The sequence below is a fragment of the Mesorhizobium sp. WSM4816 genome (assembly GCF_055811535.1).
In genome coordinates, this window is the sequence record NZ_JBVVQR010000030.1 from 25,360 (window position 1) to 45,629 (window position 20,270).

Sequence of the window (20,270 nt, forward strand, 5' to 3'; positions counted from 1 at the left end):
AGAAAAGTGATCCTGATCGGTCAAAGCATTGCCTCATCGGCCGTAAGTGCATGCTCTCGCGTGCCGGAGACGATGATCTCCAGGACCTCATGCTCGTCGGTGTTTTTGATGTAGCGATCGCCGACGTTCTCGCCGCGCTTAAGCACCATCACGCGGTCGCCCACAGCGAAGATGTCAACGAGGCGGTGGGAGATGATGATCTGGGCAACGCCCTGCTTTTTCAGTTCCAGCATGGTTTCGAGCAGCCGCTCGGTCGCCATCACCGAGAGATTGGCGGTCGGCTCGTCGAGTATCACCACGCGCGGCTGAAAGGAGATAGCGCGGGCAATCGCCACCGATTGCTGACGGCCCCCCGAAAGGCTCTCGACCTTTTGATAGACGGAGTTCACGTCGACCTTGAGCCGCTTCAGCACACTGTCGGCTTCCGCGTACATTTTCCGCCGATTGACGAAAAGGCCCCTGCGCGGCCAACGGCCAAGAAAGATATTCTGACCGACATCCATATTCCCGCAAAGAGCGAAATCCTGGTAGATCATCTCGATGCCGGCGTCGCGGCTTTCGTGCGGGCTCTTGAAGTGCACCGGCTGCCCGGCGACGAAGATCTCGCCGCCCGCGTCGCGCTGGTAGGCGCCGGTCAGGATCTTCATCAGCGTCGACTTGCCGGCCGAGTTGTCGCCGACGAGGCCCAGGATCTCGCCTGGATAGAGCACGAGGTCGACGTTGCGGAGCGCCTGCACCGCACCGAAGGCTTTTTCGATGCCCCGCATTTCTACGATCGGTGCGGGCCTGGTCGCGTCACGCATGGGTCGTTTCCGCCGTTCTTGTGCGCCGCGCGAGGCGCGCCCGCAGGCGGCCGAAGATGTTGGCCTGGCGCACCCAGATGTCGATCAGCACCGCCACGATCAGGATGCCACCGATGAAGACGTTGATCCAGTGCTGGGGCATGGTAAAGCCTTGGACGTTGAGCTGCAGCAGCGCCCGGATCAGGGTGATCACCGCCGCCCCGGCGAGCGCCCCGATCACGGTGCCGTAGCCGCCGAAGATCGAACCGCCGCCGATGATCACCGAAGCGATGGCGTCGAGCTCGCGGAACTGGCCGGCTACCGGGTTGAAGCTGCGGAAGTAGGCGACGTTGATGATCCCGGCCATTGTCGCGCAGAGCGCCGCCAGCATGAGCGCGAAGAACCGCACCCGGTTGGTGTTGATCCCGGCATAAGCGGCGGCGCGAATGTTGCCGCCGGTCGCATAGACCTTCTGCCCGAACGGCATGTAGGCCAGCACGACGCCGGCAATGAGGGCGACCAACAGCATCCAGATGGTCTGGACGCTCACCACCTCGGCGATCGAGCGCAGCAGCCCGTCCGGCAGCGAGATGCGGTAGTGCAGCAGGATGTCGTTCACCTTGCGGCCAAGCAGGTTGTAGCCCTCGGGCCAGCCGGTGAGCTGCTGCCCGGCGACGAACCAGGCGGCGAGGCCGCGGGCGATGTAGAACATGCCGAGCGTCGCGATGAAAGCCGGCAGCTTGAAGCCGACGGTGACGATCGCGTTGACGAGGCCGGCGCACATGCCCGCCAGCAGGCCCATCGCCACGGCGGTCACGGGGTCGGCGCCGAGGACCTTGAGGAAATAGGCGGCTGTGCTGCCGGCGAGGGCAAGCACCGCCCCGACGGAGAGGTCGATATCGCCGGCGGCGATGACGTAGGTGAGCCCGATGGTGATCAGCGCAAGCTCGGTGTAGTTGAGCAAGATCGCGAAGCTGTTGGACAGGTTCCACCAGTAGTCCGGCCGGAGCGCGAGGCCGGTCAGCCACAGGAGCGCGGTCAGGATGATGGCGAGCGCGTCGCGCCGGGCGAGGAACTTGCCGAACCCGGTGGCCGACAACGCCATGTCGGTCGCCATCGCGCCCTTGGTCTGCACCCCCTCGATCGCGATGCCGCCGATCTCGTAGGCCGGCGGCGGCGGCCGGCCGCGGAGCCAGGCCCAGAGGCGCCCTGCCACCTGGCGGCGGATGAGATAGGGCTCGATGAGCACAGCGACGACGAGTAGCAGCCCGAGGAACACCGGCACCGCGCCGACCGGTAGCGAGAAAACGGCGTTGACCGTGATCTCCTCGTCGCCGATCTTGATGATGCGCGTGATCGGCCAGCCCTCGCGCAATACCTTGTCGAGCAGCACCACCAGAAGGGCGCCAAGGCAGGATCCGGCGACCCGGCCGCGGCCGCCGAGGATCGAGGCGCCGCCGATGATCACGGCGGCAATGACGGTCAGCTCACCGCTGACGCCGTAGAGCGGCGTCACGCCCTTGTCCTGCGCAGCTGACATCAAGCCGGCCAGCGCCGCGCAGAGCGAGGAGATCAGGAAGGCTCGGATGCGCACCCAGTTGGTCGGGATGCCGGCATAGGACGCCGCCTGCTCGTTGCCGCCGGTGGCGAAGGTCTCGTAGCCCCAGCGCGTCTTGGCAAGCACATAGGCGCCGATCACGGCGACAACGAGGAAGATCACGATCTGGTTGTTGAAGCCGAGGAGGTTGGTCTCGCCGAGGTGAAAAAAACCCGGATAGCCGGTCGCCTTGGCAGGGTAGTAGATTGCCTGGCCGTGAGTGAGCGCCAGCACGAAGCCGCGGCCGATGAAGAGGACGGTCAGCGTGGCGATGAACGCCGGCACCTTCAGGATGGTGACGAGCACGCCGTTGATCAGCCCGATCAGCGTGCCGAGCAGCAGGCAGAGGATCGCCGACGTGACGACGCCGAGGTCAAGGAAGTTCGGCGCGAACAGCCTGGCAAAGACGACGGCGACTAGGCCGTAAGTTGAACCGACCGAAAGATCGAGGTCCTTGTTGACGATGACGAAGGTCACTCCGACCGCGATGATGGCAACCCGCGAGGTGTCGCGGAGCAGCGAGTGAAACGCTCCTGTTGACCCGAAGAACGCGGGATTGACGAGAGCGCCGCCGAGATAGAGCAGCAAAAGCAAGGCAACGAGCCCCACCTCCCAGCCGCCGACAATCTGGGACGGCGCACGGCCGAGCGATGTGGTCGCGGTAGGCGCCATGGTCTCTTCTGGTCGATTTCCTGCTGCCGCATTGCGGGAGAGCCTGCGCTCTCCCGCAATGATTTCAGACGTTCCGAGTGGACTCAGTTCTCGAAGCGCTTGCCGACATCCTCGACGGTCTCCTTCGTCACCAGTTGGGCGCGTGTGTCGAGGTTGGCCGCCGCGATGCCGCGGTCGATCTCCAGATAGAGCTGCATGACCGGCCAGAAGCCCTGCAAGAAGGGCTGCTGCCCGAGCGCGCCGGTCAGATCGCCGCTCTTCATCGCGTCCTGCTGGGCCGGGCCGAGGTCGAAACCGTAGGCGCAGATCTTGCCGGTCAGTCCGGTCTGAGCGACGGCCTTGGCAAGCGCCGGCGTGAACACGTTGTTGCCGGCGAACGCGCCAACGACGTCGCCGCGCGATTCAAACAGCGTCACGATGCCGTTCACCGGGTCATTCGGATTGGTGTCGATACCGGTGTTCTCCGGACCCGCGTCGACCTTGAAGGCATCAAGCTTGCCGGCATCCTTCAAGCCCTTGACGATGGCGTTGAAAGCCGAAGTGACGCGGTTGTTCACCTCGATGTTGCCCATTGCGGTCGACGACGGCAGGACGATCGAACCCTTCTCTATACCCTTGTCCGCGAGGCACTTGACGAGCGCCTCGCCAGCGATTGCGGCAGCGGAGGCGTCCTGGCCGGTGTGGCCGATGCTGCTGCGGTTGAGGAGCGTGCCGTCAAAGGAATTGGTCGTAGCGACCGGTATGCCCTTCGCCTCGGCAGCCTTGACGATGTCGTTATAGGCGCCGACCTGGGGCGTTGTCATGATCAGCCCGTCGATCGTCGGATCCTGCACGATCTGGTTCAGGATTTCGATCTCGCGGGCAGGGTCGTCAGTCGGCGATTCCGAGCCGAGCAGCAGGACCTTGGCGCCGATCAGGTTGCCGGCGACGGTCGCGCCGACGTAGACCGGATCGAAGAAGCCATTGCCGGCAGTGTGTGTCACGATAGCGAATGTAAGGTGACCATCGGCCGAATGGAAGTCCTTGGTACCGGGGGCCTCCTTTGCGGCTTCTTCGAAGCTGTAGCCGCCGACCGCCTTGTCGACGCCGCCCGATTGTGCGTAGGCGTTCGATACGCCGAGCGATAACGCCGCGGTACACGCCGCGAGCGAGAAAATACGTTTCATGATTATCCTCCCTTGCAACCAACGGTCGGAAGCCGTTCGGGCGCATTATTCAGGGATTCCGAATGCTTCCTCCCACCCGGTATATTCTGCCCAAAGCTCGCCCACGTAAATAGTGCTGGCGCGACGCGGTGTCAGACAGACGAGGAGACTTGGTGTATTGTGATCCCTACCTGGGCCGCATTTCAAAAGGGAGCGACACGGAGAGTACCAAAAAAAGTTTCACAAACGCGTAGGGAGGATACCGCGATGAATCTGCGACCAGACCCCACATTCTATCCGTCACCTAGGCTGGCTATGGAAGGGCCGCCGGAAACTCTGGCCTACACGTTGATGCTTAGCCCGGACTTCTCGCAACCCGACGGTTTGGCTGTGGTGAATGTCGATCCAAATTCGCCGGATTTCGGCAAGATCGTCCACACTGTGATCATGCCAAACAAGGGCGATGAGTTTCATCACTTCGGCTGGAATGCGTGTTCTTCGGCGCTATCACCACTGACTGGCCACGCCTTTTTGGAGCGTCGTTATCTGATCATTCCGGGCATTCGTTCGTCGCGCATCTACATAATTGATGTGAAGGGCGGGCCGACAGCCGCCAAGATTCACAAGATCATCGAACCCGCAGAAGTCTTTGGCAAGACGGGCTATTCCCGCCCGCATACGATCCACTGCGGACCCGAGGGCATCTATGTCTCGACGCTCGGCGGCGGTGGCAAAGACGGTACCGACGGTCCTCCGGGCATTTTCATCATGGATTGCCAGACCTTCGATGTCATTGGCCGCTATGAGATAGATCGTGGCGCCCAGGACAAGCACTACGATTTTTGGTGGAACCTGCCGCGCGACTACATGGTCAGTTCCGAATGGGCCCTGCCGCCGCAGTTCGAAAACGGCATCGTCCCTGAGGATCTACTGTCCAACAAGTACGGCCACCGCATGCATTTCTGGGATCTGCGTGCGCGTAAGAACATTCAGACCATCGATCTGGGCGCCAATCACCAAATGGCGCTCGAAATCCGCCCGGCGCATGATCCAGTCCGGCAATACGGCTTCTGCGGCGTTGTGGTCGATACCACCAATCTCGAAGGCTCGATCTGGACTTGGTGGCGCGACGCAGATGGCAAGTTCCAGGCCAAGAAGACGGCGGTCATCCCGCCTCAACCGGCCAATGCCGACGATCTGCCGGATCTTCTGAAGGGTTTCTCGGCGGTGCCCCCTCTGGTCACCGACATCGACCTCAGCCTCGACGACAAGTATCTCTATGTGGCTTGTTGGGGTACGGGTGAAATGCATCAATACGATGTCAGCGACCCGATGAAGCCGGTTCTGGCGGGCAAGGTCGAACTGGGTGGGATCGTCAAGAAGACCAAGCACCCCTGTGGCAAGGTCTTCGGCTATGGGCCACAGATGGTCGAGATTAGCCGCGACGGCAAGCGTGTCTATTGGACCAATTCGCTCTACTCGACCTGGGACGACCAGTTCTATCCCGGTGAGCGCGGCGGGGCGATGGTGAAGGCCGATGTTGGCGCCAATGGTGGCCTGACGCTCGACACCAACTTCTTCGTCGAGTTCCCCAAAGGCTATCGAACGCACCAGATCCGGCTTGAAGGCGGCGACTGCTCTACCGACAGTTTCTGCTACCCATCGGCCTAGGTGTCGCCCGAACTCCTTTCGACCACAGCCAGCCTCTGGCTTGCTGTGGTCGCCAGCGGGATTTACCATGGCGTAAACCCGGGTATGGGCTGGCCGCTTGCTGTTTCGGCCGCCCTGATGGAACGGCGAGCCCATGCGCTGCCGGGCGCACTCCTGGCGCTGGCGTTCGGGCATCTTGTCGCCATGACGGTGGTCCTCTTGCCCTTCGCGCTGATGACCATGCTGGTTGATTGGCAAACCGAGATCCGCGTTGGCGCAGGTCTAATTGTCGTCGCGCTCGGAGTCTGGCTGCTCTTCAACCGGCGGCATCCTAGATTTCTGGCGCGCGTGCCGCCGTCGCGACTGGCGCTCTGGTCCTTTCTCGTCGCCGTCGCGCATGGCGCCGGCCTGATGCTGGTGCCGATCTACCTCGGCCTGTGCGGCGTCGTTGAAACGGATGCCGGGCACCGTGCCGCGACCGCCCTCATTGCACGAACTGCAGCGCTCTCGATCGGCGTGGCAGCGGTCCACACCGGCGCGATGATCACTGCGGGCGGCGCTTTGGCCTTCGGCGTCTATCGGTGGCTGGGATTAAAGTTTCTTTCGAAAAGCTGGTTTGATCTGGATGTGATCTGGGCGCTAAGCCTGGTTCTGGTCGGGGCGATCGGCGTGTTTTCCGCGCTCTAGTTGGTCACCACGATGCGCGTGTTGCGGAAGCCGGCTTTCCGCACCATCGAATAGAAGGCGGCGGCATTGCGGGGATGCAGCCGCACGCAGCCATGCGACGCCGGGCGCCCGAGAGATTTTACCGCACCGGTGCCATGGATGGCATAGCCGCCGCGGTAGAACACCGAATGAGGCATCGGCGACATGTCGTATTTGCGCGAATACCACATCCGTGCCGTTCGTTGCGGCCGGTAGCTGCCGCGCGGCGTGATATAGCCTTTGCGCGCCGTGGATACGCGCCATCGGTAGACCGCCCGGCCGTATCTTACAGTCATCGTCTGCGATGACACGTCGATCCTTGCAACCAGCTTGGCTGCCCAGCCCTCGACCGAAGAACCGAACAGCATCGTTGCCAGTGCCGCTGCCATGAGAACGGTCTTTTTCATGCGATCAAACCCCTTTGATTGCCCTTGCCTGCCTGCCTTCACGCTATTCTTCATCCTTTAATCGCAAGTGAATGAGGTAACCACACACCTCTGACAAATTCACCAATCCAAAGCAGCGAATTTGAACGATTTCCCGCGATAGTTGCCGTTGCGACATGTAACCACATAACTAGGGCGCGACCCGCCAACAGGCTTGCCAAAACGCACCGTTGGCTGCTCAATTCGTCGAATGAACGAACTTCTGCTGAAAGCGGTCGATGATCGGGTCGACGACCTGGTCGCGCTGACCGCGGACCTGATCCGCTTTCCGACTATCAACCCGCCCGGCGAGGCCTATCGGCCATGCGCCGAATACGTCGGAGCGCGGCTGAAAAAGCGCGGCTTCGAAGTCGAATTCATCCGCGCCGAAGGCACGCCCGGCGACACCGACCGCTACCCGCGCGTCAACGTCGTCGCCCGCTTCGATGGCCGCTCGCCCGGCGCCTGCGTGCATTTCAACTCGCATATCGACGTGGTCGAAGCCGGCGACGGCTGGAGCATCGATCCCTTCGCCGGCATCGTCAGGGATGGCAAGGTCCATGGCCGCGGCGCCTGCGACATGAAGGGCGGCCTCGCCTCCTCGATCATCGCTACCGAAGCCTTCATGGAGGTTTTCCCCGACTTCCCGGGCGCCATCGAGATTTCGGGCACGGTCGACGAGGAGTCCGGCGGCTTCGGCGGCGTCGCCCATCTGGCAAAGCTCGGCTATTTCTCCAAGCCGAAAGTCGACCACGTCATCATCCCCGAGCCGTTGAACAAGGATCGCATCTGCCTTGGCCATCGCGGCGTCTGGTGGGCGGAGATCGAGACCAAGGGCGAGATCGCGCACGGCTCGATGCCGTTCCTCGGCGACAATGCGGTGCGCCATATGGGCGCCCTGCTAAGGGCTTTCGAGGACGATCTGTTCCCGGCGCTCGACCGCAAGGTGACGCGCATGCCGGTCGTGCCCGACGGGGCCAAGCGCTCGACCATGAACATCAACTCGATCCATGGCGGCCAGACCGAGGATTTCCGGCCTGGCCTGCCCTCGCCCAATGTCCCCGATTCCTGCCGGCTGACCATCGACCGCCGCTTCCTGCTCGAAGAGGATCTTGGCACGGTCAAGCGCGAGGTGACCGATATCCTCGACCGGCTGAAGCGCGAGCGCAAGAAATTCGACTACGAGATCCGCGATCTCATGGAGGTGCTGCCGCTGATGACCGAGCGCGATGCGCCAGTGGTCAAGGCGGTGGCGCGGGGCATCATGGAGGTATTCGACCGCGAGCCCGACTACGTGATCTCGCCCGGCACCTACGACCAGAAGCACATTGCCCGCATCGGCCACATCTACGACTGCATCGCCTATGGCCCGGGCATTCTCGACCTCGCCCACAGGCCCGACGAATGGGTGGGGATATCAGACATGGTCGAATCGGCCAAGGTGATGGCGATCGGGCTCAACGTGCTGCTGAGGGGCGCGAGCGCTCGGTAGCCGGTGATGGGCGGAAAAACATTCCTGCCGGCGCCGCCGGAAAGCACGAAACGCAATTTACTCCTTGGTGAAATCACGCTTCTATCCACCGGGTTTCGAGCATGTTTTTGAGCATATCGGGAGTTGCACGATGAAATTGTGGAAAACCATTCTCACCGCTGCGGCCCTGGTGCTGTCTGCCGGAACATCGGCATTTGCCGCGCGCGATCTGGTCATCGGCATCACGCTCGAACCTCCGCATCTCGATCCGACCGCAGGTGCTGCGGCGGCGATCGACGAGGTGCTTTACGCCAATGTGTTCGAGGGGCTGACCCGCATCGGCCCGAACGGCGAGGTGCTGCCGGCTCTGGCCGAAAGCTGGACCGTTTCCGACGACGGCAAGGTCTACACCTTCAAGCTGCATAGCGGCGTGAAATTCCATGACGGCACCGACTTCAATGCCGACGACGTCAAATTCTCGCTCGATCGCGCCCGTGCCGACAACTCCGTGAACGCACAAAAGGGCCTGTTCGCCGCCATCGATACGGTCGAAATGGTCGATCCGGCGACGGTCAGGATCACGCTGAAGAACCCGCAAAGTTCGTTCCTCTACAATATGGGCTGGGGCGACGCGGTCATCGTCGCGCCGGAGACAGCCGACACCAACAAGGAAACGCCTGTCGGCACCGGCCCGTTCAAGTTCCAGACCTGGGCCAAGGGCTCGTCGATCACGCTGATCAAGTCCGACGCTTACTGGGGTGCCCCGGTCTCCCTCGACAAGGCCGAGTTCCGCATCGTCACGGATGCCGCAGCCGCCGTCCCTGCGCTGCTTTCCGGCGATGTTCAGGCCTTCCCGTTCTTCGATCCCGACAGCGTCGCCCAGATCCAGGGCGACCCGCGCTTCAAGGTGGTGATCGGCGCGACCGAGGGTGAGACCATCCTTTCGATGAACAACAGGAAGCCGCCTTTCGACCGGCCGCAGGTCAGGCAGGCGATTTCGTTTGCGCTCGACCGAAAAGCGATCATCGACGGCGCCTCGGCCGGCCTTGGCGTGCCGATCGGCTCGCACATGTCGCCCGCCAACAAGGCCTATGTCGACCTCACCGGTCTCTATCCGCACAATGTCGAGAAGGCCAGGGAACTCTTGAAGGAAGCCGGCCTGGAGAACGGCTTCAAGGCGACGCTGAAACTGCCGCCACCCCCCTATGCGCGACTTGGCGGCGAGATCATCGCGTCGCAGCTTCGCGATGTCGGCATCGATCTGCAGATCGTGCCGGTGGAATGGGCGCAGTGGCTGGACCAGGTCTTCACCAAGAAGGACTACGACCTGACCATCGTTTCCCACACCGAACCCAACGACATCGATATCTATTCGCGCAAGGATTATTACTTCAACTACGACAACCCGACTTTCGACAAGATCATCGCCGATCTGAACCTCACCTCCGATGAGGCCAAGCGCATGACGCTGCTCGGCGAGGCGCAGAAGATACTGGCCGACGATGCCGTGGTCGGCTTCCTCTACGAACTGCCGAAAGTCGGCGTCTGGGACGCCAAGCTCGAGGGTTTTTGGGCAAATGCGCCGATCCAGGCCAATGATTTGACCAAGGTGAAGTGGACGGAGTGAGGGGCTGCTGGCCAAAGAGGCGAAGCTTGCAGCCGGTGGCACCCCCCTCTGTCCTGCCGGGATGCCTGGCCCGAGCCGCAGGGCAATCGCATCGGTTCTGCGCTGCCCCTCATCGCCCTGCCGGGCACTTCTCCCCGTATAGTGACGGGGAGAAGGACGCCTTCGCAAAGGATTTCGCCAATCTCCAGCGTTGCAGAGGGGGTGCCAAGGTTGCGGCCAGCCCCCTTCTCCCCGTCGCTATACGGGGAGAAGGTGCCGGCAGGCGGATGAGGGGCGGCGCCGGCATTAACAGTTGGCCGGTCGAGCGCTATCTTTTGTCTGAAGCAACTGCCCTGCCGAGACCCGTGGCTCGGGCCGGCGCGTCCGGCAGGACAGACGGGGACGTGAAAGAGCACTGTCGCCGGGTCTTTGCGTCCCGCAGCGCTGCGGTCCTCCCCCCATGACCGCCTATCTCCTCAAGCGTCTTGCCATCGCGCTCATCACGCTGGTCCTGGCCTCGATGGTGGTCTTCGCCGTGCTGGAGATCATTCCCGGCGACCCGGCGCGGCTGATGCTGGGCATGAATGCCAGCGCCGACCAGGTCGAGTTGCTGCGCAACCAGATGGGCCTCAACGCGCCGCTCGCCGCGCGCTATCTGCACTGGGCAGGCGGCTTGCTGAGCCTCGATTTCGGCCGTTCCTACACCTATTCGGTGCCGGTCATCGACCTGGTCCGCGAGCGCATCGTGGTCTCGCTGCCGCTGGCCCTGATCGCGCTGGCGCTGTCCACCATCATCGCCATTCCGGTCGGGCTGTTTTCCGCCGGCCGGCACGGGCGGGCCGGCGACACGATCGCGATGGGCGCCGCCCAGCTTGGTGTTGCCGTGCCGAACTTCTGGTTTGCGCTGATGCTGATCTACCTGTTTGCCGTCTGGCTGCGGCTGGTGCCGGCCGGCGGCTTTCCGGGATGGAGCGCCGGCGTCTGGCCGGCGCTGAAATCGCTGGTCCTGCCGGCGATCGCGCTCGCTCTGCCGCAAGCGGCGATCCTCGCCCGAGTCACCCGCTCGGCGCTGATCGAAGTGCTGAACGAGGACTATATCCGCACTGCCCGCGCCAAGGGTCTGCCCCATCGCGCGGTGCTGTGGCGGCACGCGCTGCGCAACGCAATGATCCCGGTGCTGACCATTCTCGGCCTGCAGTTCGCCTTCCTGCTCGCCGGCACCATCATCATCGAGAACGTCTTTTATCTCCCCGGCCTCGGCCGGCTGGTGTTCCAGGCGATCACCCAGCGCGACCTGATCGTCGTCGAAAGCGTCGTCATGCTGCTGGTCGCCGCCGTCATCGCCGTCAACCTGCTTGTCGATCTCTCCTATGCGGTCGTCGATCCGCGGCTGAGAAGCCGCCAATGACGCTGCGCTTCGACATCCCGGAGGAAAATTTTGCCGACATCCTCGTCAAGGCTTTCACCAACCGCTCGTTCCTCACCGGCTTCGTCATCACTGCACTTGTGGCGGCGGTCGCCATCGTCTCGTTCTTCTGGACGCCTTTTGACGTCACCAGGCTGATCATCGCCGACAAGACCCAGGCACCCTCGCCGGCGCACTGGTTCGGCACCGATCATTTCGGCCGCGACATTTTTTCCATGATCATGGTCGGGGCCCGCAATTCGATCGCCGTGGCGCTGGTGGCGGTCGGTATCGGCATGGGCGTTGGCGTGCCGCTCGGCGCCCTTGCCGCGGCGCGCGGCGGCGTCGTCGACGAGGCGGTGATGCGGCTGAACGATCTCGTCTTCGCCTTCCCTGCCCTGCTGTCAGCGATCATGATCACCGCCATCTTCGGCCCGGGCGCGCTCAACGCCATCATCGCCATCGGCATTTTCAATATCCCGGTCTTCGCCCGCGTCGCCCGGGCCGGCGCGCTGGCGATCTGGCCGCGCGAATTCATCCTCGCCGCGCGTGCCGCCGGAAAAGGCAAAGCACTGATCACCATCGAACACGTGCTGCCCAACATCGTTACTTTGCTCCTGGTGCAAGGCACCATTCAGTTCGCGCTCGGCATCCTGGCCGAAGCCGGGCTTTCCTATGTCGGGCTCGGCACACAGCCGCCGATGCCGAGCTGGGGGCGGATGCTGTTCGACGCCCAGACGCGCATGGGGATGGCGCCGTGGATGGCGATCTTTCCAGGCATGGCGATCGTCGTCACCGTGCTTGGACTGAACCTGCTCGGTGACGGTATTGCCGACATCCTCGACCCAAAATCGCGGCGGCAGCGATGAGCCTGCTCGAAATCGAGAAATTGTCGCTGACGATCGGCGACACGCCGATCCTGAGGGATGTCGCGCTCGCCGTCGCGCCCGGCGAGGTGATGGGGCTGGTCGGCGAATCCGGCTCGGGCAAGTCGATCACGGCATTGACGGTGATGCGGCTTCTGCCCTGGGCGGCGCGCGCCAGCGGGCGCGTCGTCTTCGACGGCATCGACATCCTCGCGGCCAGCGAAGACCAGATGTGCGCGCTGCGCGGCGATGATATCGGCATGGTTTTCCAGGAACCGATGACGGCGCTGAACCCGGTCAAGACCATTGGCGAGCAGGTTGCCGAAGGCATCCGCTGGCACACCAGGGCAAGCCGCGCCGACGCCGAGGACCGCGCCCGAAAAATGCTCGACCGGGTCGGCTTGCCCGCAGCGCAATTCCCGCTGTCGCGCTATCCGCACGAGCTTTCCGGCGGCCAGCGCCAGCGCGTCGTCATCGCCATCGCCTGCGCGCTGAAACCAAAACTGCTGATCGCCGACGAGCCGACGACGGCGCTCGACGTCGTGCTGCAGGCGCAGATCCTCGACCTGTTGCGCGACCTGGTCGCAGAAAACCGCATGGGCCTGCTGTTGATCTCGCATGACCTCGCGGTGGTGACCGAAATGGCGGAGCGCATCACCATCCTGCGCCACGGCGAAGTGATGGAGGCCGGCGACACGGCGCGCACCCTGTCCGAGCAGCTTCATCCCTACACAAGACAACTTGCGCAGGCCTCGATGCATGTGCCGGCGCGTGCCAGGACAAACGAGGTCGGCAACCCCATGCTCCAGGCCAAGCCTCTTCTTCAGGTAGAGAGCGTGACGCGGGACTATCCGGGACGGCGCAAATCGCTGCTGCAGCGCGCGGTTCCGACCCGCGCCGTCGAGGATGTCTCGTTCTCGATCGATCCTGGGCAGTCTGTGGCGCTGGTCGGGCGTTCCGGTTGCGGCAAGTCCACGCTTGCCCGCATGGTCCTCGCGCTGGACGGGCCGACATCGGGAACGATCCGGTTTCGCGGCGAAGTCATCACCGACAAGAGCGAGGCGGAGCTCAAGCCGGCGCGCCGCGACATGCAGGTGGTGTTCCAGGACCCATACGGCTCCTTCGATCCGCGCCAGAAGGTGGAAAAACTGGTCGCCGAGCCACTGCATGTCCTGGAGAAAAGGCCGACCAATGCAGAGCGGCGCGAGATGGTGGCAATGGCCTTGCACGAAGTCGGCCTTGGTCCACGCGACATGGACAAATATCCGCACGAATTTTCAGGCGGCCAGCGCCAGCGCCTGTCGATCGCCCGCGCCATCATCACCCGCCCCAAGCTGGTCGTCGCCGACGAGCCGGTCTCGGCGCTCGACGTCTCGATCCGCGCCCAGATTCTCGACCTCTTCGCCGAGCTCAACCAGAAGCTCGGCGTTGCCTATCTGTTCATCACCCACGATCTGACCGTTGCCCGCGCCATTACCGACCAGGTGATGATCATGCATGCCGGCAAGATCGTCGAGCGCGGCAGGACGAGCGCGGTTCTCGACCATCCGCAGTGCGAAGCCACCAAGGCGCTGGTCGCTGCGGCCCCGGACCTGCACCGCGCGATTGCCCGGCGGTTACAGGAACAGGGGTGAACAGCCGACCGTCGGGAGAGGCTTACTCTTCGGCCTTCACCACATCGGCGGGGCTGATGTCGAGCAAATCGAGGGTGCGGCGCAAGAGCTGCATCTCTGTCCCGGCAAGTTGCGAATCGGCCTTGGCGATCTCGGCCATATGGCGGGCAAGCAGGCTGCGCCTCTCGACGTCGAGGTCACGGAACTGCGCGATGGCTTGCGAGCCGTTGGTCTCGTAGCCTAACTCGTTGAGATATTCGATGACGCTGTCGATGCTGGCTTCCGGAATGCCGAAGGCTTCCCGGCAGATGCGCCTGAAGGCGGCCATTTCACTCTCGTTGACCGTGCCGTCGGCCAAAATCATGCGAAACAGCATCAGCAGTTCCGCCGACAGCACCGGATCGTCCGCGACCTTGCGCACGCCGGGATCGCCGTCGAAGATCGAGCGTATCTGCTCCAGCAATGCGAATGCCATCAGCGACCCCTTTCCGATTCGTTGCAAATAGGTAGCGCGGAATCGGCCTTGCGCAAATGGTCGGCTGTGGTTCGACAGAGCAATCGCTCCTGCCTGCCGGCATCCTCTCCCTGTATAGGGACTGTATAGGGACGGGGAGAGGGGCGCTCCCATCGAGGGTTTCGCCAATCACCAGCGTTGCAGAATGTTCACCGAGGTCGCCACCGCCCTCTTCTCCCCGTCCCTATACGGGGAGAAGTGCCCGGCAGGGCGATGAGGGGCGGCGCCAAGATCGATAATTGGTGGTCTCCGCCGCTGCGCACGCTGATTGGTGGTGAACGGGGCGCCTGATAGGATGCGGTTGTACGAATCATGTCGGAGGAGCCACACATGAATCTCAGTGCGCCTACGCAGCTTATTTTCATCATATCCCTTGTTATCGCCATCATCGGTCTTCTCGCCGCTCTCGGCGTTTTTGCGTTCATTCCCCTGGCCGCGGTGTGGATCGTCCTCATCGCTTATGTCGTGCTTGCCGACGGCTGCCTGGTTCGCGGCGCTTAGGCCCTCAGATCTCTCAGGCAACTCGGAGCGCCCGGCCACAAGCCGGGCACTTTTGATTCTGAGGGTTGGTCTGCTACCATCCGCGGGCGGAGGAAAGCTCATGTCTGCCCAGAGCGAAGACGGCAGCAACCAGCACAGTCCTGGCCTCGACCGGTTCGAGATGGTTCGGCGTGCGCCTGGCCCTTGGCTCCAGGGTTCAGTCACTGACATCTGCGGCTACCGCGAAACCATGCCCGGCCGTTTCCGCAACGTCGAATACGCATCGCTGACCGTGCCGCTGGTCATCAGCTTTGCCGAACCCTTCGCCATCGGACTCGGCAAGGAGCCGGGCGACAACGACCGCTTCGCCAGTTTCGCCGCCGGCCTCTATGCCGGTCCGGTGGTGATCGAATCCCGCGGCGGCGCCTGCTGCATCCAGATCAATTTCACCCCGCTCGGCGCCCGACGCTTCTTCGGCCTTGCGATGAGCGAACTGACCGACCGCATGGTCGGCCTCGACGATGTGCTCGGGATCGAAGGCATCGCGCTGCGCGAAAGACTTGGCAATGCGCACGGCTGGAGCGCACGTTTTGCCATTGTCGAGACGTTCGTCGCCGCGCGGCTGACCGACGCCCGCGAAATGCAGGCCGAAATCGCCTGGGCCTATGACCGGATCATCGTCTCGGGTGGCCGCATTCGCGTCGCATCGCTCGCCGACAGGCTGGGCTGGAGCCGCAAGCATCTCGCGGGAAAATTCTCCAACGCGATCGGCGTCGGCCCCAAGACGCTGTCGCGCATCGTCCGCTTCAACCGGGCGCTCGGCCTGTCAAGGCAGGGCAAATCCGATTGGGCTGATATCGCCGCCGATTGCGGCTACGCCGACCAGGCGCATCTGGTGCGCGAATTCCGCGACCTTGCCGGCGAAACGCCGACGGCGCTGGCCGCCCAGGCATAGAGGCGCAGGTAACATTTCTTCAAGACGTGGGAAAAGCCTTCGCCCAGACTGGATTATCGTCCAAATCCAATTGAAGGAGATCGTCATGACCATGTCAGTCGAACCGCCCAGGCTCTATCCGACCTTGCGCTACCGCAATGCCGCGAAAATGATCGACTGGCTGGGTGAAGCCTTCGGCTTTGCCGTTCATGCCCGCTACGGCGAAGGCGACATCGTCCAACACGCCGAACTGACTTTCGGCTCCTCGATGATCATGCTGGGCACCGCACGCGACGACAAGTTTGGCCAGATGGTCGGCGCACCGGGCCCCGGTGGCGGCAGATCGATCTATGTTGCCGTCGACGATGCCGATGCCGCTTATGCCAGAGCCAAGAAGGCCGGCGCCGAAATACTGGAAGAGCTCACCGACCGCGACTATGGCAGCCGCGAATTCATCTGCCGCGATCCGGAAGGCAATGTCTGGTCGTTCGGCACTTATTGGCCAAAGGCCGGTGAGCCCGCCAGCTAACGCGCCAGACCAAAGATGGCGTCGCAGTCGAGGTGGGTTTCCAGTTCGGCTGCGACCTCGTCCAATGCCCGTTCGACCTCGGCGCGATAATCGATGCCGCCGCCTTTGACGCCGAGATTTTCCAGGAATTTCGCCCGAAAAGCGTCGGCGGAAAACAGCCCGTGCAGATAGGTCCCCGACACCTTGCCGTCGGCGGAGACGGCGCCGTCATCGGCGCCGTTGATGACGGCGGACGGCCGCAGCGTGTCGGGACCGGTGGTGCGGCCGAGATGGATCTCGTAGCCCTCGAGCGGCAGGTCGAACTGGACCGAGCGCGCGCTGACATTGCGCACCGTCTTTTCCGGTTGCATCACCGTTTCGATGTCGAGCAGGCCGAGCCCCTCGGTCTCGGTGGCGCTGCCCTCGATGCCGTCGGGATCGCGCACGACACGGCCGAGCATCTGGAAGCCGCCGCAGATGCCGACGACGTGGCCGCCGCGCTTGCGGTGGGCGACAAGGTCGCGGTCCCAGCCATTCTCGCGGAATCTTAGCAGATCGCCGATCGTCGACTTCGAGCCGGGAATGATCACCAGCCCAGCGTCGGCCGGCAAATGCTGGCCGGGCGGCACGAAGACGACCTCGACCTGCGGCTCGGCCTTGAGCGGGTCGAGGTCGTCGAAATTAGCGATGCGCGAAAGCATCGGCACGGCCACCTTCAGCGCGCGCTTCTCGCCGGACGCCAGGCGTTCGAGCACAACCGAATCTTCCGAGGGCAGCCGCGCCGCCGCCTTCAGCCACGGCACGATGCCAAAACAGCGCCAGGCGGTGAAGCTCTCGATCGCCTTGATGCCGTCATCGAACAGCGAGACATCGCCGCGGAACTTGTTGATGAGGTAGCCGACGATCATGCGCCGGTCCTCTTCCGGCAGGATCAGATGGGTGCCGGCGACCGAGGCGATGACGCCGCCGCGGTCGATGTCGCCGACCAGGATCACCGGCACGTTGGCGCGCGTCGCAAAGCCCATATTGGCGATGTCGCGGCTCCTGAGATTGATCTCGGCCGGCGAGCCGGCGCCTTCGACGATGACGAGGTCGGCACCCTCGGCGACCTTGGCCCAGGATTCGAGCACGGCATCCATCAGCCGGGCTTTCAGCGCCTGGTAGTCGCGCGCCCGCGCCTCGCCGAACACCTTGCCCTGCACCACCACTTGGGCGCCGATATCGGTCTGCGGCTTGAGCAGCACCGGGTTCATATGGACCGTGGGCGCAACGCCACAGGCGATCGCCTGCAGCCATTGGGCGCGGCCGATCTCGCCGCCGCGTCTGTCACCCGGTATATTGGCGACGGCGGCGTTGTTCGACATGTTCTGCGGCTTGAACGGCCGCACCTTCAGCCCCCGCTTTTTCGCCACGCGGCAGAGGCCCGCGACCAGCACCGTCTTCCCGACATCGGAGCCTGTGCCCTGCAGCATGATCGCCTTGGCCGCCATTAATTCCTGCCCTGTGAAACGCTGCCGGTGATCGTGGATTTCGCGGCCAGTGGTCCGCCGCGCCAGATGTAGAGCGCCAGCAGAGGCTCCTTGCCGGTGCGCATGGCATGGCTGACATCAGAGGCATGGTGGATCACCTCACCCGCCTCTCGCCTGCGAAAGTCGTCTTCGTCCATGCGCCATTCGGTGCCGCCGGTCAGCGGAATGTAGATCTCCTCGGCGACATGATGGTGGTCGGGATAGACGATTTCAGGTCCGAGGATCAGCAAGCCGGCCGCGACCTCGTCGTTGACGAAATGGCCGCGCATGCCGAAGACCTCCAGCCAGCCGTACTTGTCGATGAATGTCTTGCCGAGATCCGCCTCGCTGTAGGTCTGCCCCCAGCGCAGCTCGCCGCGACGCTCCGCAAGCAGCCGCGCCAACGGCTGGGCGTTGGCCGGAGCAAGCTCGACGATGCGGTCGAGCTCGCGCAGGCAGGCAAGCGGACGCGGCTCGAGCGGACGCGCCGGCATGGCCCAGCCGATCCGGGCCACCGCATCGCGCACCAGCGCATCATCGAATGTTTCGAGCGTGGCGTGGAACCGTTCAAGCAGCTCATCGAAATTTGTCGTCACGCCTTGCCCCAGACACGCATTATCACACAGCCGCCCCCAGATCGTTGGATGGAGCTAGTCGGCTTGCGCGGCGGCATCATTGGTCTAGATTGAACCGCGCGCAAAGCCAAAAACGACAGGCCAGGAGGCCGAAGACATTACGGAGCACGCCATGGACGCCGCTGTTGATGCGGGCACCAGCCAGTTCGAACTCAACGAGGACCAGCGCGCCATCCAGCAAATGGCCGAGGCCTTCGCTGCCGATCGCGTTGCGCCGAACGCGCTCGACTGGGACCGCAACAAGCATTTTCCGGCGGACGTGATCCGCGAGACTGGCCCGCTCGGGCTTGGCGGCATCTATGTCGGTGACGATGTCGGCGGCTCAGCGCTCGGCCGGCTCGACGCGGTGCTGATCTTCGAGGCGCTTTCGCGCGCCGATCCGGCCTTCTCCTCCTTCATCTCGATCCACAATATGGTGGCTTCGATGATCGACCGCTTCGGCAGCGACGAGCAGCGCCAGCACTTCCTGCCGAAGCTGACCTCGATGGAATGGCTGGCGAGCTATTGCCTGACCGAGCCGGGTTCGGGATCGGATGCTGCGGCGCTGAAGACGCGTGCGGTGAGGAGCGGCGGCGACTATGTGCTGAACGGCGTCAAGCAGTTCATTTCGGGCGCCGGCGACAGCGACCTTTACATCGTCATGGCGCGCACCGGCGCCGACGGTCCGAAGGGCATTTCGACCTTCGTCGTGCCGAAAGATGCGCCCGGCCTGTCTTTCGGCGCCAACGAGCACAAGATGGGCTGGCACATGCAGTCGACCCGCCAGGTCGTCTTCGAGGACTGCAAGGTGCCGGTTGAAAACCTGCTCTCGGACGAAGGCGCCGGCTTCGGCATCGCCATGGCCGGGCTCGACGGCGGCCGGCTCAACATCGCCGCCTGTTCGCTGGGCGGGGCGCAATCGGCGCTCGACAAGGCGCTGTCCTACACCGCCGATCGCAAGGCCTTCGGAGCCAAGATCAACCAGTTCCAGGCGCTGCAATTCAAGCTGGCCGACATGGAGACCGAGTTGCAGGCAGCACGGATATTCCTTTACGCCGCTGCCTCGAAGCTCGACCGCAAGGCCCCGGACGCCTCGAAATGGTCGGCGATGGCGAAGCGCTTCGTCACCGACGTCGGCTTCAACGTTGCCAACGACGCGCTGCAACTGCATGGCGGCTATGGCTATCTGCACGATTACGGCATCGAGAAGCTGGTGCGGGATTTGCGCGTTCACCAGATTCTCGAAGGCACCAACGAGATCATGCGCGTCATCATCGCACGCGCCCTCATCGGTCGGTAAGGCAGTAGGCAGTAGGCAGTAGGCAATAGGCAATAGGCAATAGGCAGCAAGATGACCGGCAAGATCAATTCGTACAAGGATCTCATCGTATGGCAGCAGGCGATGGATCTGGCCGTCACCACCTACGCCTTGACCAAACCATGGCCAAAAGAGGAATTGTATGGGTTGACCAGCCAAATCCGCCGCTCGGCAACCTCTATCCCTGCAAACATCGCGGAAGGTTATGGCCGAGACAACAGGGGCTCTTATCAGCAATTCCTCCGGATAGCCCAAGGGTCGTTGAAGGAGTTCGAGACGCACCTGCAGATCGCTGAACGCATTGGCCTAGCTACGCATGATCAAGCTTATCAGGTGCTGCTAGCGACCGAGGGCATCGGAAAAATGCTTCGCCAACTTATTAGCAAACTCGCGCCCGAATAGGCCGCCTACTGCCTACTGCCTACTGCCTACTGCCTGCCTACAACTGCCTTACCCA

19 protein-coding genes are annotated in these 20,270 nt (G+C 63.2%); 12 read left to right on the forward strand and 7 right to left on the reverse strand.

The features are described from left to right. Window positions 1-20: 20 nt before the first annotated feature. The 3 genes from AC0L3H_RS25025 to AC0L3H_RS25035 all read right to left on the reverse strand — a co-directional run bounded on the left by AC0L3H_RS25025 (window position 21) and on the right by AC0L3H_RS25035 (window position 4,217). Window positions 21-803, reverse strand: coding sequence for an ATP-binding cassette domain-containing protein (locus AC0L3H_RS25025; RefSeq protein ID WP_091598255.1), 783 nt, complete (start codon window positions 801-803; stop codon window positions 21-23). Then, entirely contained in the window at window positions 796-3,051 is a 2,256-nt protein-coding gene (locus AC0L3H_RS25030) for an ABC transporter permease (RefSeq protein WP_473587229.1), read from the reverse strand. The genes AC0L3H_RS25025 and AC0L3H_RS25030 overlap by 8 nt, the downstream gene beginning before the upstream one ends. An 83-nt stretch (window positions 3,052-3,134) precedes the next feature. Then, window positions 3,135-4,217: a substrate-binding domain-containing protein gene (locus tag AC0L3H_RS25035; RefSeq protein WP_473587230.1), complete on the reverse strand. Its 1,083-nt coding sequence runs from the start codon at window positions 4,215-4,217 to the stop codon at window positions 3,135-3,137. 246 nt (window positions 4,218-4,463) lie between these two features. Between AC0L3H_RS25035 and AC0L3H_RS25040 the strand changes: the two genes are divergently transcribed. Together AC0L3H_RS25040 and AC0L3H_RS25045 are read left to right on the forward strand one after the other, a co-directional pair. Then, window positions 4,464-5,867 (forward strand): selenium-binding protein SBP56-related protein, encoded by a 1,404-nt coding sequence (locus AC0L3H_RS25040; RefSeq protein WP_473587260.1) that lies wholly within the window; start codon window positions 4,464-4,466, stop codon window positions 5,865-5,867. Continuing rightward, a complete protein-coding gene (locus AC0L3H_RS25045) occupies window positions 5,868-6,533 on the forward strand; it encodes a hypothetical protein (protein WP_473587231.1) in 666 nt (221 codons plus the stop codon). Here the strand turns inward: AC0L3H_RS25045 and AC0L3H_RS25050 are convergent. Next, window positions 6,530-6,958, reverse strand: coding sequence for a L,D-transpeptidase (locus tag AC0L3H_RS25050; protein ID WP_473587232.1), 429 nt, complete (start codon window positions 6,956-6,958; stop codon window positions 6,530-6,532). The two genes, AC0L3H_RS25045 and AC0L3H_RS25050, sit on opposite strands and share 4 nt — an antisense overlap. A gap of 229 nt (window positions 6,959-7,187) precedes the next feature. On the opposite strand from AC0L3H_RS25050, the gene AC0L3H_RS25055 reads away from it, so the two are divergent. The 5 genes from AC0L3H_RS25055 (at window position 7,188) to AC0L3H_RS25075 (ending at window position 13,958) form a co-directional block, all read left to right on the forward strand. After that, window positions 7,188-8,468 carry an acetylornithine deacetylase/succinyl-diaminopimelate desuccinylase family protein gene (locus tag AC0L3H_RS25055; RefSeq protein ID WP_473587233.1) on the forward strand — a complete coding sequence of 427 codons (1,281 nt, stop codon included), beginning with the start codon at window positions 7,188-7,190 and terminating at the stop codon, window positions 8,466-8,468. Window positions 8,469-8,598: 130 nt separating this feature from the next. After that, entirely contained in the window at window positions 8,599-10,074 is a 1,476-nt protein-coding gene (locus AC0L3H_RS25060; RefSeq protein WP_473587234.1) for an ABC transporter substrate-binding protein, read from the forward strand. A 439-nt stretch (window positions 10,075-10,513) separates the two neighbouring features. Then, the gene (locus tag AC0L3H_RS25065) at window positions 10,514-11,461 is read left to right on the forward strand and encodes an ABC transporter permease (RefSeq protein WP_473587235.1); all 948 of its coding nucleotides are present in this window, start codon (window positions 10,514-10,516) and stop codon (window positions 11,459-11,461) included. Further along, window positions 11,458-12,327 carry an ABC transporter permease gene (locus AC0L3H_RS25070; protein WP_128166841.1) on the forward strand — a complete coding sequence of 290 codons (870 nt, stop codon included), beginning with the start codon at window positions 11,458-11,460 and terminating at the stop codon, window positions 12,325-12,327. The genes AC0L3H_RS25065 and AC0L3H_RS25070 overlap by 4 nt, the downstream gene beginning before the upstream one ends. After that, entirely contained in the window at window positions 12,324-13,958 is a 1,635-nt protein-coding gene (locus tag AC0L3H_RS25075) for an ABC transporter ATP-binding protein (RefSeq protein ID WP_473587236.1), read from the forward strand. Before AC0L3H_RS25070 ends, AC0L3H_RS25075 begins: the two co-directional genes overlap by 4 nt. Window positions 13,959-13,980: 22 nt before the next feature. On the opposite strand, the gene AC0L3H_RS25080 is transcribed toward AC0L3H_RS25075, so the two are convergent. Then, a complete protein-coding gene (locus AC0L3H_RS25080; protein WP_473587237.1) occupies window positions 13,981-14,412 on the reverse strand; it encodes a TerB family tellurite resistance protein in 432 nt (143 codons plus the stop codon). 369 nt (window positions 14,413-14,781) lie between these two features. Here AC0L3H_RS25080 and AC0L3H_RS25085 point away from each other — a divergent pair, with 369 nt between their 5' ends. The 3 genes from AC0L3H_RS25085 (at window position 14,782) to AC0L3H_RS25095 (ending at window position 16,394) form a co-directional block, all read left to right on the forward strand. Beyond that, on the forward strand, window positions 14,782-14,952 hold the full coding sequence (locus AC0L3H_RS25085; protein WP_473587238.1) for a hypothetical protein: 171 nt from the start codon (window positions 14,782-14,784) through the stop codon (window positions 14,950-14,952). Window positions 14,953-15,052: 100 nt separating this feature from the next. Continuing rightward, window positions 15,053-15,886 (forward strand): helix-turn-helix domain-containing protein, encoded by an 834-nt coding sequence (locus tag AC0L3H_RS25090; RefSeq protein WP_473587239.1) that lies wholly within the window; start codon window positions 15,053-15,055, stop codon window positions 15,884-15,886. An 85-nt stretch (window positions 15,887-15,971) separates the two neighbouring features. Then, window positions 15,972-16,394 carry a VOC family protein gene (locus AC0L3H_RS25095; protein WP_473515885.1) on the forward strand — a complete coding sequence of 141 codons (423 nt, stop codon included), beginning with the start codon at window positions 15,972-15,974 and terminating at the stop codon, window positions 16,392-16,394. On the opposite strand, the gene AC0L3H_RS25100 is transcribed toward AC0L3H_RS25095, so the two are convergent. Then, entirely contained in the window at window positions 16,391-17,863 is a 1,473-nt protein-coding gene (locus AC0L3H_RS25100; protein ID WP_473587240.1) for a cobyric acid synthase, read from the reverse strand. The genes AC0L3H_RS25095 and AC0L3H_RS25100 overlap by 4 nt on opposite strands. After that, a complete protein-coding gene (locus AC0L3H_RS25105) occupies window positions 17,863-18,477 on the reverse strand; it encodes a dimethylsulfonioproprionate lyase family protein (protein WP_473587241.1) in 615 nt (204 codons plus the stop codon). Before AC0L3H_RS25105 ends, AC0L3H_RS25100 begins: the two co-directional genes overlap by 1 nt. A gap of 151 nt (window positions 18,478-18,628) precedes the next feature. Between AC0L3H_RS25105 and AC0L3H_RS25110 the strand changes: the two genes are divergently transcribed. Next, a complete protein-coding gene (locus AC0L3H_RS25110) occupies window positions 18,629-19,795 on the forward strand; it encodes an isobutyryl-CoA dehydrogenase (protein ID WP_473587242.1) in 1,167 nt (388 codons plus the stop codon). 51 nt (window positions 19,796-19,846) lie between these two features. After that, a complete protein-coding gene (locus AC0L3H_RS25115; protein WP_473587243.1) occupies window positions 19,847-20,215 on the forward strand; it encodes a four helix bundle protein in 369 nt (122 codons plus the stop codon). The last annotated feature ends 55 nt before the right edge of the window (window positions 20,216-20,270 follow it).

Coding starts and splice junctions, on each gene's coding strand:
- AC0L3H_RS25025 (WP_091598255.1), bottom strand. CDS start 803: ATGCGTGACGCGACCAGGCCCGCACCGATCGTAGAAATGCGGGGCATC.
- AC0L3H_RS25030 (WP_473587229.1), bottom strand. CDS start 3,051: ATGGCGCCTACCGCGACCACATCGCTCGGCCGTGCGCCGTCCCAGATT.
- AC0L3H_RS25035 (WP_473587230.1), bottom strand. CDS start 4,217: ATGAAACGTATTTTCTCGCTCGCGGCGTGTACCGCGGCGTTATCGCTC.
- AC0L3H_RS25040 (WP_473587260.1), top strand. CDS start 4,464: ATGAATCTGCGACCAGACCCCACATTCTATCCGTCACCTAGGCTGGCT.
- AC0L3H_RS25050 (WP_473587232.1), bottom strand. CDS start 6,958: ATGAAAAAGACCGTTCTCATGGCAGCGGCACTGGCAACGATGCTGTTC.
- AC0L3H_RS25055 (WP_473587233.1), top strand. CDS start 7,188: ATGAACGAACTTCTGCTGAAAGCGGTCGATGATCGGGTCGACGACCTG.
- AC0L3H_RS25060 (WP_473587234.1), top strand. CDS start 8,599: ATGAAATTGTGGAAAACCATTCTCACCGCTGCGGCCCTGGTGCTGTCT.
- AC0L3H_RS25065 (WP_473587235.1), top strand. CDS start 10,514: ATGACCGCCTATCTCCTCAAGCGTCTTGCCATCGCGCTCATCACGCTG.
- AC0L3H_RS25070 (WP_128166841.1), top strand. CDS start 11,458: ATGACGCTGCGCTTCGACATCCCGGAGGAAAATTTTGCCGACATCCTC.
- AC0L3H_RS25075 (WP_473587236.1), top strand. CDS start 12,324: ATGAGCCTGCTCGAAATCGAGAAATTGTCGCTGACGATCGGCGACACG.
- AC0L3H_RS25080 (WP_473587237.1), bottom strand. CDS start 14,412: ATGGCATTCGCATTGCTGGAGCAGATACGCTCGATCTTCGACGGCGAT.
- AC0L3H_RS25085 (WP_473587238.1), top strand. CDS start 14,782: ATGAATCTCAGTGCGCCTACGCAGCTTATTTTCATCATATCCCTTGTT.
- AC0L3H_RS25090 (WP_473587239.1), top strand. CDS start 15,053: ATGTCTGCCCAGAGCGAAGACGGCAGCAACCAGCACAGTCCTGGCCTC.
- AC0L3H_RS25095 (WP_473515885.1), top strand. CDS start 15,972: ATGACCATGTCAGTCGAACCGCCCAGGCTCTATCCGACCTTGCGCTAC.
- AC0L3H_RS25100 (WP_473587240.1), bottom strand. CDS start 17,863: ATGGCGGCCAAGGCGATCATGCTGCAGGGCACAGGCTCCGATGTCGGG.
- AC0L3H_RS25110 (WP_473587242.1), top strand. CDS start 18,629: ATGGACGCCGCTGTTGATGCGGGCACCAGCCAGTTCGAACTCAACGAG.
- AC0L3H_RS25115 (WP_473587243.1), top strand. CDS start 19,847: ATGACCGGCAAGATCAATTCGTACAAGGATCTCATCGTATGGCAGCAG.